Raw genomic sequence first — 14,784 nt, forward strand, 5'->3', positions numbered from 1 at the left:
CTCGACCGACAGGAGGACAGATGTCCAGACGTTTCCCCCGGCTGTTCGCCGCGACCCTCGCGGTCGCCGCGCTCGCCCTCGGCGCCTGCGCCGAGAAGACCTCCGACACCCCCGCCCCCGGGGCCAGCGGCTCCGCGGCGGCCGCGTACCCGGTCACCGTCGGCGACCTCACCCTGGAGAAGCGGCCCGAGAAGATCGTGTCGCTCTCCGCCTCGGCCACCGAGATGCTCTATGCGATCGGCGCCGGGCCGCAGGTCACCGCCGTCGACGACAACTCGAACTACCCGCCGGACGCGCCGAAGACGGACCTGTCCGGCTTCTCGCCGAACGCCGAGGCGATCGCCGGCAGGAGCCCCGACCTGGTGGTGCTCTCCGACGACCGCAACAAGATCGTCGAGCAGCTGACCACGCTCAAGATCCCGGTGTACATCACCCCGGCGGCGACCACGCTGGACGACTCGTACCGGCAGATCACCGAGCTGGGCGCGCTCACCGGCCACCCGGCCGAGGCGGCCGACGTCACCAGGCGGATGAAGGACGACATCGCCAAGCTGGTCGCCGGCCTGCCGCAGCGCACCGAGAAGCTGACCTACTACCACGAGCTCGGCCCGGAGCTGTACACCGCGACCAGCAAGACCTTCATCGGCTCGCTCTACGCGATGGCGGGCCTTGCGAACATCGCCGACCCGGCCGACGCCGACGGCAAGAACGGCGGTTACCCGCAGCTGTCCCAGGAGGTGATCGTCAAGGCAGACCCGGACTTCGTCTTCCTCGCCGACACCAAGTGCTGCCAGCAGAGCGCCGAGACGGTCAAGGCCCGCGCCGGCTGGGCCGGGATCACCGCTGTCAAGAACAACCAGGTCGTCGCGCTGGACGACGACATCGCCTCGCGCTGGGGCCCGCGGGTGGTGGACCTGCTCCGGGCCATCATCGACGCGGTCGCCAAGGCCAAGGCGTGACCCGTACCCGTCGATGACCAGGTCCGTCGTCATGGCACCGCCCACCCGGCCGGCCGGGACGCCCCGCGCGTCCCGGCCCGCCGGGCTGCGCCCGCGCTGGCTCGTCGCCGGCCTGGTCGCGGTGCTGGTCGCCCTGGTCGCGGGGGTGTCGCTCGGTCCGGTCAGCCTGCCGCCGGGCAGCGTCGCGGCCGAGCTGCTGAACCTCGTTCCCGGGGTACGCATCGACAGCGGGCTGACCGAGCGCGAGATCGCCATCGTCACCGAGCTGCGGCTGCCCCGGGTGGTGCTCGGCCTGCTGGTCGGCGGGCTGCTCGCCCTGGCCGGCGCCGCCTACCAGGGGGTCTTCCGCAACCCGCTGGCCGACCCGTACCTGCTCGGCGTGGCGGCCGGGGCCGGCCTGGCGGTCACCGCCGTGATCACCCTCGGGGTGGGCGCGGGCGGCGCGCTGACCGGGCTGCCGCCGACCATCCCGCTCGCCGCGTTCGTCGGCTCGATCGGCGCGGTCGCGATGACCTACCTGCTCGGCGCCGCCGGCGGCCGCGGGCGGTCCCCGGCCACCCTGATCCTGGCCGGGGTGGCCGTCTCCGCGTTCCTCTCCGCCGGGCAGACGTACCTGCTGCAACGCAACTCCGACAGCATCCAGCAGGTCTACTCCTGGCTGCTCGGCCGGCTGGCCACCGCCGGCTGGCACGACGTCCGGCTGGTGCTGCCGTACTTCCTGCTCACCGCCGTGGTGGTGCTGCTGCACCGGCGCGAGCTGGATGTGCTCTCGGTCGGCGACGACGAGGCGACCAGCCTCGGGCTGCACCCGCAGCGCTCCCGCTACCTGCTGATCGCCGCCGCCTCGCTGGGCACCGCCGCGGCGGTCTCCGCCTCCGGCCTGATCGGCTTCGTCGGGATCATCGTGCCGCACACCGTACGGCTGCTCGCCGGGTCGAGCTACCGGGTGATCCTGCCGCTCTCGCTGCTCTTCGGCGGCGCCTTCCTGGCGTTGACCGACGTGGTGGCCCGCACCGCGGCGGCCCCCGCCGAGGTCCCGATCGGCGTGGTCACCGCGCTGCTCGGCGGCCCGTTCTTCGTGCTGGTCCTGCACACCACCCGGCGGGTGATCGGATGAGCACGCCGGCCGTCGAGGTGCGGGACCTGCGCGTCCGCCTGGACGGCGCGCCGATCCTGAGCGGGGTCGACCTGACCGTCGCCACCGGCGAGTGGGTCACCGTGATCGGCCCGAACGGCGCCGGGAAGTCGACCCTGCTGCGCGCCGTCGGCGGCCTGCTGCCCGCGCCGGGCGCCATCTCCCTCTTCGGTACGCCGAGCGAGTCGCTGCGCCGCCGGGAGCGGGCCCGGGTGGTGGCCACCGTGGCCCAGTCCCCGGTCGTGCCGCCCGGCATGCCGGTGCTGGACTACGTGCTGCTCGGCCGCACCCCCTACATCCCGCCGCTGGGCCGGGAGTCCGCCGCCGACCTGGCCGCCGCGTACGACGTGCTCGACCGGCTGGACCTCGCCGGCTTCCACGACCGGGAACTGGCCACCCTCTCCGGTGGCGAGCGGCAGCGGGTCTTCCTGGCCCGGGCGCTGGCCCAGGGCGCCACCCTGCTGCTGCTCGACGAGCCGACCAGCGCGCTGGACATCGGCCACCAGCAGGAGGTGCTGGAGCTGGTCGACCAGCTGCGCCGGGCGCACGGCCTGACCGTGCTGGCCACCATGCACGACCTCTCCGTGGCCGGTGAGTACGCCGACCGGCTGGTGCTGCTCGCCGGCGGCCGGGTGGTGGCCAGCGGCACCCCCCGCGAGGTGCTCACCGAGCGGCTGCTCGCCGAGCACTACCGGGCCAGCGTGCGGGTGGTGGACGGGGAGCACGGGCCGCTGGTGGTGCCGGTGCGGCCGGAACCGCGTCCGGTCACGGCGGAGTAGCCCCCAGGATCGAGAAGAACGCCCCCTGCGGGTCGGTGAGCACGGCGAACCGCCCCCGCGGCAGGTCGGTCGGCTGGACGGCGAGCGCCCCGCCGAGGCGCAGCGCCTCGGCGGCGACGGTGTCGGTGTCGGTGACCGCGAAGTAGACCATCCAGTGCGACGGAAGATCACCCCAGTCCTGGCCGATCATGGGCATCATCCCGGCGACCGGGCGGCCGTCCAGCTGCCAGGTGGTGTAGGTGATCTCGCCCATCGGCTGCTCGTCCGCCGTCCAGCCGAACACCGCCCCGTAGAACTCCTTCGCCCGGTCCCACTCCCGGGTGGTCAGCTCGGCCCAGGTCAGCGAGCCGGGCACGTCGAACACCTCGGCCCCCGGCATGCCGAGCGACTGCCACACCCCGAACGACGCCCCGGCCGGGTCGGCGCAGACCGCGGTCCGCCGGGAGCCGGTCACGTCGGACGGCTCGGTCACGATCCGTCCGCCGGCGGCGGTCACCCGCTGGGCGACCCCGTCCACGTCGTCGGTCCCCAGGTACGGCAGCCAGGCGGCCGGCCGCTGCGGGCCCGCCCCCAGTCCGACCCCGGCCACCGGTCTGCCCTGCTGGTGGAAGACGAGGTGACCGTCGGCCGGGGGCTGCCCGTCCGCCCCGGCGACGGCCCAGCCGAACAGCGGCGCGTAGAAGCGCGCCGCGCCGGCGAGGTCGGTGGTGGCCAGGTCGACCCAGGCGGGTGCCCCCGGTGGAATGTCCGTCATGGCTTCGGCTCGGCTTCCTCTGCTGTGGGCGACTCTGCGCGGCGGGACGGCGGCGGGCGCCACGGCGGTCAGCCGGGGCGGGCGAGGGCGATGACGTTGAACAGCGCGCCCTGCGGGTCGCGCAGGGCGGCGTAGCGGCCGGCCGGGATCTCCTGGGGCGGGACCAGGACGCTGCCGCCCAGCTCGCCGGCGCGGGCGGCCGCCGCGTCCGGGTCGGCCACCGCGAAGTACACCGACCAGTAGGCGGGCGAGTCCGCCGGGAACTCGTCGCCGAGCGGCGGCATCATCCCGGCCACGATCTGCGCGCCGAGCCGCCAGCCGGTGTAGGTGACCGGTCCCACCGGCTGGTCGTCCGGGCGCCAGCCGAAGACCAGCTCGTAGAAGACCTTGGCGCCGTCCGGGTCGGGGGTGACCAGCTCGTTCCAGCTCATCGCGCCGGGTACGCCGAGCACCTCGGCGCCGGGCATCGCCATCGGCTGCCACACGCTGAAGGTGGCGCCGGCCGGGTCGGCGAAGACCGCCATCCGCCCCCGGTCGAAGACCGCGAACGGCGGCACCACCACCTGCCCGCCGGCCCGCTCGACCCGCCCGGCCACCAGGTCGGCGTCGTCGGTCGCGACGTACGTGGACCAGATCGGCACCTGCTCCGGGATGGCCGGGGGACCGGCTCCGGCCACCGCCCGACCGTCCAGGTGGAAGACGGTGTAGCCGCCCGCCTCGGGCTCCGGCGTGATCTGCCCGGTCCAGCCGAACAGCTGCGGATAGAAGCGCCGAGCGTCCGCGAGATCCGGGGTGGCCAGGTCGGCCCAGCAGGGCGTACCCGGCGGCACGGTGCTCACGTCGACCCCTCTCGGCTGGGGCGGCCCACGCCGGCACGCCCTGCCGGCATCGTGGCACCGTTCGCGCGCCGTACGGGGCGGATCGGGCGAATCGTCAACTGAACCGCCGACCCTCGTCCCGCCGGCACGCCCACCCGGCCAGCCCCGCCAGCCCCCGCACGACCATGGACAGCGGGGGGCCAACCGCCCACCACCGGAGGATGTACGCCGCCGTCTACGCTGCCGCTGACTGTTTCCGCTTCGACGAAGGTGGTCGCCGTGCGGGGGATCCGGACCAGGAACGTGCTGGCGGCCGGCGGCGCCACCACCGAGGGCGCCCAGCGGCTCGACCAGGACTCGCCGGGCGTACCCGGCGAAGCTGCCGGGCGGGGCCACTTCGGCTTCGCCGTCGCGGCCGGTGACGTGACCGGCGACGGCCATCCCGACGTGGCGGTCGGCGCGCCGGGCATCGACGGCGCCGGCGACGGCAGCCGGGTGATCCTGCTGCCCGGCGGCCCGGACGGTTTGCGCGGCGACGGTGCGACGAGTGTCGCGGGTGTCGACTTCGGGGTGGGCGCCCTCGGCGAGACCCTGCGGATCGCCGACCTGGACCGGGACGGCCACGGTGACGTGCTGGCCGGAGCGCCCCGCTCCGCCCACGGCGCGCTGGTCCACCTCCGCGGGTCGGCGGGCGGGCTGACCGCGCGGGGCGCGCAGGTGCGCCGGCCGGCCGAGGAGTACGTCGCCGGTGACGTCACCGGCGCCGACTTCGGCAACTCGCTCTCCACCGGTGACGTGACCGGCGACGGCTACCCGGACGTGCTGGTCGGCGCGTCACAGCGCATCGCCGCCGGGGTGGCGGGGGCTGGCGGGGTGGTGCTCTACCCGGGCGGGCCGCGCGGGCTCGGCGTCGCGGTGGCGTACCACCAGGGCATGGCGACGCCCGGTTACCGGGGCCCGGCGGAGCAGCCGGAGCAGGGCGACTGGTTCGGCAGCGCGGTGGCCGTCCTGGACCTCGACGGCACCGGCCCGCTGGAGATCGTCGTCGGCGCCCGTTACGAGAACACGTCCGGCCTGCTGACCGAGCTCGCGGTGGGGAGGGCGCCGGTCCGTTCCGGCCCGGTCCCGCCGGGCGGCTCCGCCCCCGCCGTCTCGCCGTGGCTGCTCTACCCGGTGGGGCAGTGGTACTGGGACGACCTGTCCAGCCCGCCGACGCACCGGATCACGTCCGCCGGCCGGCAGCTGCTGGGCTGACCCGGCCGGCCGCCGGGCTCACCGCAGCTCGGCGGGGAGCGGCGCGGCGTGCAGCACCGACAACCGGGACACCGCCCGGGTGAGCACCACGTAGAGCCGGTGCAGGCCGCGCGGCTCGGCGGCCACGATGGCGGCCGGTTCGACGACGACGACGTGGTCGTACTCCAGGCCCTTCACCAGCGTCGCCGGCACCACGGTGACCCGCGCCCCGGCCGCCGGGTCGTCGGCGGTGGCGGCCTCGACCCCGGCGGCGGCCAGCGCCCCGCGCAGCCCGTCCACCGCGTCGTCCGCGGCGATCACCGCGATCGACCCCTCGTGCGCCAGCGCCGCGCGCACCTCGGCCACCGTCGCGGCGGAAAGATCATCGACAGTACGCACGTCCAGCGCGCCGTCGCGGCGCAGCGACTCCGCCGGCGGCACGTCGACGGCGAGCGCCGGCAGCAGCCGGTTGGCAAAAGCGACCACGGCGGCGGGCACCCGGAAGCCGACCGTCAGCGGCACCACCGTGGCCTCCGGCTTGCCCAGGTGGGTCAGGGACTCGCGCCAGTCGGTGGCGGCCCACGGGGCGGTGCCCTGGGCGAGGTCCCCGAGCAGCGTGATCGACCCGTGTTCGCTGCGCCGGGCGATCACCCGGCACTGCATCGGGGAGAGGTCCTGCGCCTCGTCGACCACCACGTGCCCGAAGCCGGCCGGGCGCTCGATCAGCCCGGCCGCCTCGTCGATCAGCACCGCGTCGGCGGCGGTCCACTTCGTGGCCTTGGCGGTGCGCGCCGGCTTCGCCCAGGTCAGCAGCGCCTGCTCGGCCGGGGTGAGCAGGCCCTCCGCCACCGCGGCCAGCCGGGCCGGGTCGGCGAACAGGGAGTACACCAGCCCCTCCGGGGTGAGCGCCGGCCAGACCGCGTCGAGGAAGTCGACGACCGGCCGGCAGCGACCCATCCGGCGCAGCCAGGCGTCGCTCGGCGACTCGGCCCGCCGCGCCTCCGCCTGCCGTTGCAGCAGGCTGACCACCCGGGCGCGGACCCGCTCCCGGCCGACCGCGTAGGGCAGGTTCTCCCGGCGGGTCTCCTGGACCACCCGGTGCAGCGGCTCCAGGCCGATCCGCCACCGGTAGGAGCCGTCCGAGACCGTGATCGGCTCGGTCGGCTCGCCGATCTGGCCATGCACCGCCCGGCGGAGCAACTCCGCCATCCGTACGTCGTGCTTGACCACCGCGGCCGCCGGGTCGTCGACCGCCCGCACCGGCACCCGGTCGACCAGGTCCTCCACGGTCGCCTGGGCGACCTCCACCTCGCCGAGCGCCGGCAGCACCGCGGCGATGTACGCCAGGAAGGCCCGGTTCGGCCCGACGATCAGTACGCCGGCCCGGCGCAGCCGTTCCCGGTGCAGGTAGAGCAGGTACGCGGCGCGGTGCAGGCCGACAGCTGTCTTTCCGGTGCCCGGCGCCCCCTGCACGCAGATCGAGTCGGCCAGTTCGGCCCGGACCAGCTCGTCCTGCTCGGGCTGGATGGTGGCCACGATGTCGCGCATCGGCCCGACCCGGGGCCGCTCGATCTCGGCGGTCAGGATCCGGCTGGCCGTGCCGAGTTCCTCGCCCCGGTCGAGGTGCTCGTCCTCGAAACTGGTGAGCAGCCCGTGGTTGAAGCCGAACCGGCGCCGGACCGCCAGGCCCTGCGGATCCCGGGCGCTGGCCCGGTAGAACGCCCGGGAGACCGGGGCCCGCCAGTCCAGCACCAGCGGCTCGCCCCGCTCGTCGGTCACGTGCCGCCGGCCCACGTGGTAGCGGCGCCCGGCGTGGTCCAGGTCCACCTCGCCGCCCGGCCCGCCGTCGGTCGGGGCGGCGTCGCCGGCGAAGTCGAGGCGGCCGAAGAAGAGCGGCGTGGTCGGGTCGTCGGCGAGTTCGGCGACCCGACGGGCCAGCGTGCGGCCCAGCGTCTCGGCCGCGTACGCGTCGCCGGCCACCTGGTCACCGGTGGCGAAGAGGGCCTCGGCGCGTTCCCGCATCCGCTTCAGGGCGGCCCGGGAGGCGGCGAGGTGCTCCCGCTCCGCGGCGAGGTCGGTGTCGAGGTCGAGGTCGAGTGCGGTCACGCTGATTTCCCCTCGAGGTCATCTGCTGATCGCTCGCGTGTCCGGTAGGCGGATGGGCCGGCCTCCGGCGCGGGACGTCCGTTCCGGTGCCGGTGCACCCTGGCCGTCGAAGCGACCTGACAGCCTACGCACCGCCCCGACACTCCTCCACCGAATTACCGCCGACCCCCACCGCGGGCTGTGCCGTGCGTGGGCCGGTGGGTGAGTGTCGCGGCACACCCGGCCGCGTCGGTCCGGCGGATGCGGGCCTTGGCGTGTCGCGGCGCCGGTTGTGCTCGGCGCGTAGGCCAGACGGGTGTGTGTGCTCGGTGCTTGGAGGCGGCTTGCCCTGCGTTGGGTGCCGGTGGTGAGCCGGTCAGGGCCGGCTCTGCTCGCCGGGTGGCCATCGCTGGCGGCCGGTCGGGGCCGCCCTGCTCTCCAGGGGCCGGCGGTGTCGCAGCTCAGGGAAAGTGTCGTACAGCTGTTCTAACGTGGACGCATGATGGTGGCGTTGGCGCAGGTCGGCGAGGTGGTGGGCTGGTGCGCCGACACTGCCGCCTGGGCCATGTCCGACGCCGAGCTGACGGCGGCGCTCGATGCGGTGCACCTGATGGAGCAGCGGTTGGCGGCGGTGAAGCTGAGCCTGGTGCGGGAGGTCGACGGCCGCGGCCTGGCGATCGCGCAGGGCGCCTCCTCGACGGCGGTGTGGTTGCGGGAGCGGCTGCGCGTCTCGGGCCGGTCGGCGCGTCGCCTGGTCGAGGTCGCCGCCGCTGTCGATGCCGCTCCTCCGGTCGCCCGCGAGGCGCTGCTGTCCGGGGCCATGACGGTCGAGCAGGGCATGGTGGTGGCGCAGGCGGTCGCCGCGTTGCCCACCGAGGCCGGACCCGAGGTGGCGGACAAGGCCGCCCATCTCCTGGTCGACTGGTCCGACCGGTTCGAGCCGGCGATCCTGCGCCGCCTCGGCGAGCGCGTGCTCGCCCACGTCGCCCCCGACCTCGCCGACCGCGCCGAGTTGAAGGCGCTGGAGGCGGCCGAAGCCCGTGCCGGGGCACGACGGCACCTGACCCTCGCCGACCGAGCCGATGGTCAGGTACGGCTCACCGGCACCCTCGACGCCGAGACGGCGGCCGTGCTGCGCGCGGCCATCGACCCGCTCTGCGCCCCGTCCGGTCCGCTCGACGACCGGGCGCCCGGGCAGCGCCGAGCCGACGCTCTCGGTGAGGTCTGCCGCCTTGCCCTGCGCACCGGCGCACTCCCGACCAACGGCGGCGACCGGCCACAACTCGTCGTCACCGTGCCGCTCGACCCACTGACCAACCGGCTCGGCGCCGGCACCCTCGACACCGGCCTCCGGGTCACTCCCGGCACGCTACGCCGGCTCGCCTGCGACGCCGCCGTCCTGCCCGCGGTGCTCGGCGGCGACAGCCAGGTCCTCGACCTCGGCCGCCAGCGGCGCCTCATCACCGGGCCGCTGCGCCGAGCACTCGTTCTGCGCGACGGTGGCTGTGCTTTCCCCGGTTGCGACCGCCCACCGCGCTGGTGCGACGGTCACCACGTCCGCCACTGGGTCGACGGCGGCAGCACCGCCCTGGCCAACGCCGTGCTGCTCTGCGGCCACCACCACCGCCTCGTCCACCGGGGCGAATGGACGGTACGGATGGGCGCCGACGCCCGACCGGATTTCCTTCCGCCTGCCTGGCTCGACCCTGACCGGCGACCGCGTCGTAATCTCATACATCGAAGACCATGCGCTGGCCGGCGCGGTCCGGAGGGGATGCGCGGTCGCATGTGCAGACCATGCGCTCGGGGCGATCCGGGTCGGAGGCCGTGTCCAGCGTCGGGCACGCCGCCCCGCAGCTCGGCCGCGCCTTCCCGTCTTCATCGTCCTTCTCCCGCGTCGTGCCTGGTCGTGGTGCCGGGTCGCGCGGGGTGATGGTGCGGCCGCGGGGTGGGCGGGGATCATGAGGGGATGACCGAGCCGCGTGCCGAGCGTAGTCGGGTGACGATCAGCGACCCGCGGGTGATGCGGGCGCTGGCGCATCCGGCCCGACTCGCGATCACCGAGTACCTCAGTGGGTTGGAGGGCGGGGCGACCGCCACCGAGTGTGCGGAGATCGCCGGTCTCTCCCCGAGCGCCACCAGCTACCACCTGCGGGAACTCGCCAAGGCGGGGCTGGTGGAGCAGGCGCCGAGCCGGGGCGACGCGCGGGAGCGGGTCTGGCGGACGGTGAGCCCGAGCTGGACGGTCGACGCCGGGCGGGCCACCGAGCCGGAGGCGCAGGCCGCGGAGCGCGCGCTGGTCGAGGCGTGGTTGGCCCGCGACCTGGAGCGCAGCCGGGCCTGGTTGCGGCGCGCGGCCGAGGAGCCGCCCGAGTGGTACGCGGCCAGCCGCCTCGCCGACAGCCAACTGCTGCTCACCGCGGCCGAGTTGAGCGAACTCAACGACGCGGTGGACCGCCTGCTGGAGCCGTACCGGAAGCGGTCCCGGGTGGACCCGCCGGCCGGGGCGCGCACGGTCGCCATCCAGTACAAGGCGGTGCCGCTGGACTGAATGGGGGTTGAGTCGATCAGGTGTGAAGGATTATTTTCGAAATATGTCCTTCACATCTGCCCGGTCGCGCTGGTCCGACGTCTGGCTCGCCACCGCCGCCCGGGGCATCGCCAGCTGCGGCGACTTCCTGGTCGCCAGCGCGCTCACCCTGGCCCTGCAGTCGGCCGGGGCCGGCGGGCTCGCCGTCTCCGGCGTGCTCCTCGCGGCGACCCTGCCCCTGGTGGTGCTCGCTCCGCTGACCGGGCGGCTCGCCGACCGGGTGGACAGCCGCGCCATCCTGGTGGTCGCCGGGCTGGCCCAGGCCGGCATCTGCCTCACCCTCGCGTACGCCGGGCACCCGGCGCTGGTCATCGTGCTGGTGGCGCTGCTGGCGACCGGCCTCGCCGCCACCCAACCGGTCATCTCCGCGCTGGTGCCGGTGATGGTCCGGCCCGCCGACCTGCCCCGGGCCAGCGCGCTCAACCAGTCGGCCGGCACGCTCGGCGCGCTCGCCGGTCCGGCCCTGGCCGGGCTGCTGGTGGGCCAGTTCGGTGCCCGCCCGCCGCTGCTCCTGGCCACCGGCAGCTACCTCGCGCTGGTGGTGGCGGGGCTGCTGATCCGTACCCGCCGGGGCGGCCGGCGGAGCACGGACCCGGCGCTGCCCGGCGGCGCGGTCGCCGCGACCGGCTGGCGGCTGCGCCAGGACCCGTTGCTGGTCGCGATGGTGACCACCGTCGCCGGCGTGATCGGCGCGGTCGGCGCGATCAACGTGGTGGAGGTCTTCTTCATCCGCGAGACGCTGGGCAGCTCCACCACCATGTACGGCCTGGTCACCGGTTCCTGGACGCTCGGCATCCTGGCCGGCGGGTGGCTGTTCGCGCGGGTGGTCCGGCGGCTCGACCGGGACGCCACACTGGTCCGGGCCGGTGTGCTGCTGCTCGGCGGCTGCTGCCTGATGGTGCTGGCCTCGGCGGCGGTGCCGACCGCCCTGCTGCTGGTGCCGATCTGGCTGGTCGGCGGGGTCTTCAACGGCGGCAACAACGTCTTCAACACGGTGCTGATGGCCCGCCGGGTGCCCGAGGCGGCGCGGGGGCGGGCCTTCGCCTTCTTCGGCGCGTCGGCCCAGGGCGCGGCGATGGGCGGTTACCTGGTCGGCGGCCTGCTGCTGGAGGTGGCCGCGCCGCGACCGCTGGTCGCCGCCTGCGGGGTGGCCGGCCTGCTGGTGGTCGCGGCCATCGCGCTGCCCCTGCGCCGGGCGGTCCGCGCGGCGACCCCGCCGCCCGCCCTCGGCCCGGCGCCCATCGGTCCGCCGCCCGTGCCGGTGGCACCGGCGGCCGACCCGGGCGCCGGTGGCCCGCGGCCGGCCGGCGGGCCGGCTGCGGAATTGGCCACTCCGCGACCGGCCCGCTGAGCCGCGGTACGCCGGCCGGGATACGGTCGGGCCATGGTCGAGCACGTCGCGCGCCCCCGGGTCGGGCACATCCAGTTCCTGAACTGCCTGCCGATCTACTGGGGCCTGATGCGCTCCGGCGCGTTGATCGACGTCGACCTGCACAAGGACTCGCCGGACCGGCTGAGCGCGGCGCTGGTCGCCGGCGACCTGGACATCGGCCCGATCTCGCAGGTGGAGTACCTGCGGCACGCCGACGAGCTGCTGCTCCTGCCGGACCTGGCGGTCGGCAGCGACGGCCCGGTGCTCTCGGTCAACGTCGTCTCCACCCGGCCGCTGGCCGAGCTGGACGGCGCCCGGGTCGCGCTCGGCTCGACCTCGCGGACCGGGGTGCTCCTGGCCCAGCTGCTGCTCGCCGAGCGGTACGGCGTCCGGCCGGAGTACTTCCGCTGCCCACCCGACCTGACCCAGATGCTGCTGGAGGCCGACGCCGCCGTGCTGATCGGCGACGTGGCGCTGCGCGCGCTCTACGAGGCGCCGCGGCAGGGGCTCGAGGTCACCGACCTGGGGCAGGCCTGGCGGGAGTGGACCGGGCTGCCGATGGTCTTCGCCGTCTGGGCGGTCCGCCGTGACTTCGCCGCCGCGCACCCCGGGCTGGTCAAGGAGGTGCACGAGGCGTTCCTGCGTTCGCGCGACCTCTGCCTGGTCGAGCTGGACCAGGTGGCCGAGGCGGGTGCCCGCTGGGAGCCGTTCGACGCGGCCACGCTGGCCTCGTACTTCCGGGCGCTGGACTTCTCGCTCGGCGAGCGCCAGGTGGCCGGCCTGCGGGAGTTCGCCCGCCGGGCGGCGGCCCTCGGCGCCGCCCCGGCCCTTCCCGAGGGCGGGCCCGCCTTCTTCACCGGCTGACGCCGCCCGGCCGGGCCGCCGAGGGGGTCAGGTGGCGTCGCGGAGCAGGGCAGCGGTGATCTTCTGGCAGTTCTTCATGCCGTAGTCGTAGCCCATGTCGATTGGGTAGCGGACCATCACGCCCATCGTCCAGGTGTCGCCGATGGCCAGGCAGTTGATGTGCATCTCCTGCTCCCTGGTCCGGTCGATCCAGCCGTTCTTGATGGCGATGGTCTTCCGCTCGGCGGCCGGGAAGGCCTTGCGGATGCCGAAGTCACCGGCGCCGCGCACCAGCCGCATCTCGCTGAGCAGCCACTTGGTCCACTTCGGCCCGGCCGCCCTGCCGTCGGCGATGCAGTTGCCCAGCCGGGCGGTGTCCCGCGGGGACAGCTTCGTCCGGCTCCAGCCGCCGTCGCTGGCCACGCTGCTGTCGGTCAGGTCGCACATGGAGATCAGCCGCTTGATCGACGCGGACCCGCCGATGGCGTTGTAGAACTGCTGGGCCCGGGTGTTGTCGCTGTCTCGGATGATCTTCGTGGCGTCGGCCAGCTTGGCGTCGCTCGGAGTCTGGTCCTTCTCGTCGGCCCGGCGCAGGTAGTCGGCGACGATCCAGGACTTGATCAGCGAGGCGGTGGTGCTGGTCTCGTCCATGTTGTCCGAGCCGATGATCTCGCCGGTACGCCGGTCCAGCACGCTCCAGGCGTACCAGCCCTCGATGTCCAGGTCGAGGTCCCGGGCCTCGAACGGCAGCGGCTCCAGCGTCTCGCTCGGGCTGGGCGTGGGCGCCGGACGCGAACTGCGGTCGGTGGGCGTACCGGTGGAGCGGTCGCCGGCCTCGCCCCACCTCGCGGCCGCCTCGGACTCGAACGGCGAGCCCGGGAGCAGGCGCAGGGACACCAGCACCAGGCCGATCAGGATCGCCGTGAAGGCGACCAACTTCAGCGGCGAGGAATCGCTGCGCTCGCTCCGGCGGCCGGCCATCAGAGCTTCCCGACCGGCTGCTGCGGCACCTTCAGCGCGGCGCCGGGCTGCGGGGTCACCAGTTGGCTGGCGACGCTGGCGCAGACCTGCGCGCCGTACTTCAGCCCGCTCCTGATCGGGTAGCGCAGCATCACCGCGAGGCTCCACCGGTCCGTCACGGCGAGGCAGTTGACGTGCCAGTTGCCGTCGTAGTTGAGCGGCGTCCAGCCGTTCTTCATGCTGACCGGGCCCTGGCTGGTGATCGACTCAGGCAAACCGTCGATGATCCCCCAGCGGCCACCGCCCTGGCGGGCCTTCTGGTCCTTGGCCGCCGTGGTGCCCCGGACCTTGGCCATCTCGTCCAGCAGGAACTTGGTCCACTTCGGCCCGGCGGCGGTGCCGTCGGCGATGCAGTCGCCGAGGCGGACCGCGTCCCGCGGGGACATCCGGGTGAAGCTCCACCAGCCGACGTAGCCCGGCACGTTGCCCGGCTTGGTGTCGGTCAGCTCGCAGGTGCTGGTCATCCGCTTGATGCTCGCGGAGCCCCCGATCGCCTTGTAGAGCCGGTTGGCGGCGTCGTCGTTGCTGTCCCGGATCGCCGTGGTGATGTCCCTCTTGTAGCTGGCCGGCAGGTCTTTGTCACCGAGCCGGTTGAGGTAGTCGGCGGCGAACCAGGACTTGATCATCGACTCGGTGGAGCTGGTCGAGGCCATGTTCTTCGAGCCGGAGATCTCGCCGCTCTCCCGGTCCAGCAGGGCCCAGGAGAAGAACTCGCCCTTGAAGTTCACCGCGACCGGCGCCGCGGCGAGGGTCGGCGGGGGCGGTGGCACCGGGGCGGGCGCCGCGACGCTGCCGCCGCCACCGCCACCGCTGTCCTCGCCGTCACCGGCGAGCCGGGCGTACGCGGCCGGAACCAGCAGGACGCCGCCGAGGAGGACCGCCACGACGGCGAGCACCATGGTCACGCGGGAACGCATGAGTGGGTGAGCTCCAGATGTCAGGGCCGGGGGGAACCGGCTGTGTTGCCCGGACGGATCGGCGGACCGCCGAGGCCGGGGGAGACGGCCTGCTGGCTGGCGATCGTCGGCAGCCGATCGGTGTGACGGCGAAAGTCTACGTCCGGATCGACGCCACGCCAGAACCCCACACCTGGCAACTTGCCATGAAGGCGGGAGATCAGACCGGTATGCGTTTTCTGGGGGGATTCATCTTCGGCGGGTGAGCCAAGTCATAGCCGCACCGTCCACCAGGAGCAG

General features: G+C 74.5%; 14 protein-coding genes. 9 read left to right on the forward strand and 5 right to left on the reverse strand.

Annotated elements, in window-relative coordinates; translation table 11 throughout:
* Positions 1 to 20: 20 nt before the first annotated feature.
* The 3 genes from SM577_RS09925 to SM577_RS09935 are packed head-to-tail and all read left to right on the forward strand — an operon-like array spanning position 21 to position 2,873.
* Positions 21 to 959 (forward strand): ABC transporter substrate-binding protein, encoded by a 939-nt coding sequence (locus tag SM577_RS09925; protein WP_302918653.1) that lies wholly within the window; start codon positions 21 to 23, stop codon positions 957 to 959.
* A 31-nt stretch (positions 960 to 990) separates the two neighbouring features.
* Positions 991 to 2,076, forward strand: coding sequence for a FecCD family ABC transporter permease (locus tag SM577_RS09930; RefSeq protein ID WP_302918652.1), 1,086 nt, complete (start codon positions 991 to 993; stop codon positions 2,074 to 2,076).
* The gene (locus SM577_RS09935) at positions 2,073 to 2,873 is read left to right on the forward strand and encodes an ABC transporter ATP-binding protein (RefSeq protein WP_302918651.1); all 801 of its coding nucleotides are present in this window, start codon (positions 2,073 to 2,075) and stop codon (positions 2,871 to 2,873) included. The genes SM577_RS09930 and SM577_RS09935 overlap by 4 nt, the downstream gene beginning before the upstream one ends.
* Here SM577_RS09935 and SM577_RS09940 read toward each other — a convergent pair.
* Positions 2,860 to 3,627: a VOC family protein gene (locus SM577_RS09940; RefSeq protein ID WP_474586744.1), complete on the reverse strand. Its 768-nt coding sequence runs from the start codon at positions 3,625 to 3,627 to the stop codon at positions 2,860 to 2,862. The genes SM577_RS09935 and SM577_RS09940 overlap by 14 nt on opposite strands.
* A gap of 68 nt (positions 3,628 to 3,695) precedes the next feature.
* On the reverse strand, positions 3,696 to 4,466 hold the full coding sequence (locus SM577_RS09945) for a VOC family protein (protein WP_474586745.1): 771 nt from the start codon (positions 4,464 to 4,466) through the stop codon (positions 3,696 to 3,698).
* A 258-nt stretch (positions 4,467 to 4,724) separates the two neighbouring features.
* Between SM577_RS09945 and SM577_RS09950 the strand changes: the two genes are divergently transcribed.
* On the forward strand, positions 4,725 to 5,699 hold the full coding sequence (locus SM577_RS09950) for a hypothetical protein (RefSeq protein ID WP_474586746.1): 975 nt from the start codon (positions 4,725 to 4,727) through the stop codon (positions 5,697 to 5,699).
* A gap of 18 nt (positions 5,700 to 5,717) precedes the next feature.
* Here SM577_RS09950 and SM577_RS09955 read toward each other — a convergent pair whose 3' ends face one another.
* Positions 5,718 to 7,784 (reverse strand): HelD family protein, encoded by a 2,067-nt coding sequence (locus SM577_RS09955; protein ID WP_474586747.1) that lies wholly within the window; start codon positions 7,782 to 7,784, stop codon positions 5,718 to 5,720.
* Positions 7,785 to 8,262: 478 nt separating this feature from the next.
* On the opposite strand from SM577_RS09955, the gene SM577_RS09960 reads away from it, so the two are divergent.
* Genes SM577_RS09960 through SM577_RS09975 form a run of 4 tightly spaced genes read left to right on the forward strand, consistent with a single transcriptional unit; the run spans position 8,263 to position 12,589 of the window.
* Positions 8,263 to 9,696 carry an HNH endonuclease signature motif containing protein gene (locus tag SM577_RS09960; RefSeq protein WP_474586748.1) on the forward strand — a complete coding sequence of 478 codons (1,434 nt, stop codon included), beginning with the start codon at positions 8,263 to 8,265 and terminating at the stop codon, positions 9,694 to 9,696.
* A gap of 36 nt (positions 9,697 to 9,732) precedes the next feature.
* On the forward strand, positions 9,733 to 10,314 hold the full coding sequence (locus SM577_RS09965; RefSeq protein ID WP_302918645.1) for an ArsR/SmtB family transcription factor: 582 nt from the start codon (positions 9,733 to 9,735) through the stop codon (positions 10,312 to 10,314).
* A gap of 43 nt (positions 10,315 to 10,357) precedes the next feature.
* The gene (locus tag SM577_RS09970) at positions 10,358 to 11,704 is read left to right on the forward strand and encodes an MFS transporter (protein WP_474586749.1); all 1,347 of its coding nucleotides are present in this window, start codon (positions 10,358 to 10,360) and stop codon (positions 11,702 to 11,704) included.
* A 33-nt stretch (positions 11,705 to 11,737) separates the two neighbouring features.
* Positions 11,738 to 12,589 carry a menaquinone biosynthetic enzyme MqnA/MqnD family protein gene (locus SM577_RS09975; protein ID WP_302918643.1) on the forward strand — a complete coding sequence of 284 codons (852 nt, stop codon included), beginning with the start codon at positions 11,738 to 11,740 and terminating at the stop codon, positions 12,587 to 12,589.
* Between the two features lie 27 nt (positions 12,590 to 12,616).
* On the opposite strand, the gene SM577_RS09980 is transcribed toward SM577_RS09975, so the two are convergent.
* Positions 12,617 to 13,549 (reverse strand): serine hydrolase, encoded by a 933-nt coding sequence (locus SM577_RS09980; RefSeq protein ID WP_302918642.1) that lies wholly within the window; start codon positions 13,547 to 13,549, stop codon positions 12,617 to 12,619.
* Entirely contained in the window at positions 13,549 to 14,505 is a 957-nt protein-coding gene (locus SM577_RS09985) for a hypothetical protein (RefSeq protein ID WP_474586750.1), read from the reverse strand. Before SM577_RS09985 ends, SM577_RS09980 begins: the two co-directional genes overlap by 1 nt.
* 2 nt (positions 14,506 to 14,507) lie before the next feature.
* On the opposite strand from SM577_RS09985, the gene SM577_RS09990 reads away from it, so the two are divergent.
* Positions 14,508 to 14,750: a hypothetical protein gene (locus SM577_RS09990; RefSeq protein WP_302918640.1), complete on the forward strand. Its 243-nt coding sequence runs from the start codon at positions 14,508 to 14,510 to the stop codon at positions 14,748 to 14,750.
* Positions 14,751 to 14,784: the final 34 nt, after the last annotated feature.

It is taken from the genome of Micromonospora desertarenae (genome assembly GCF_056150265.1).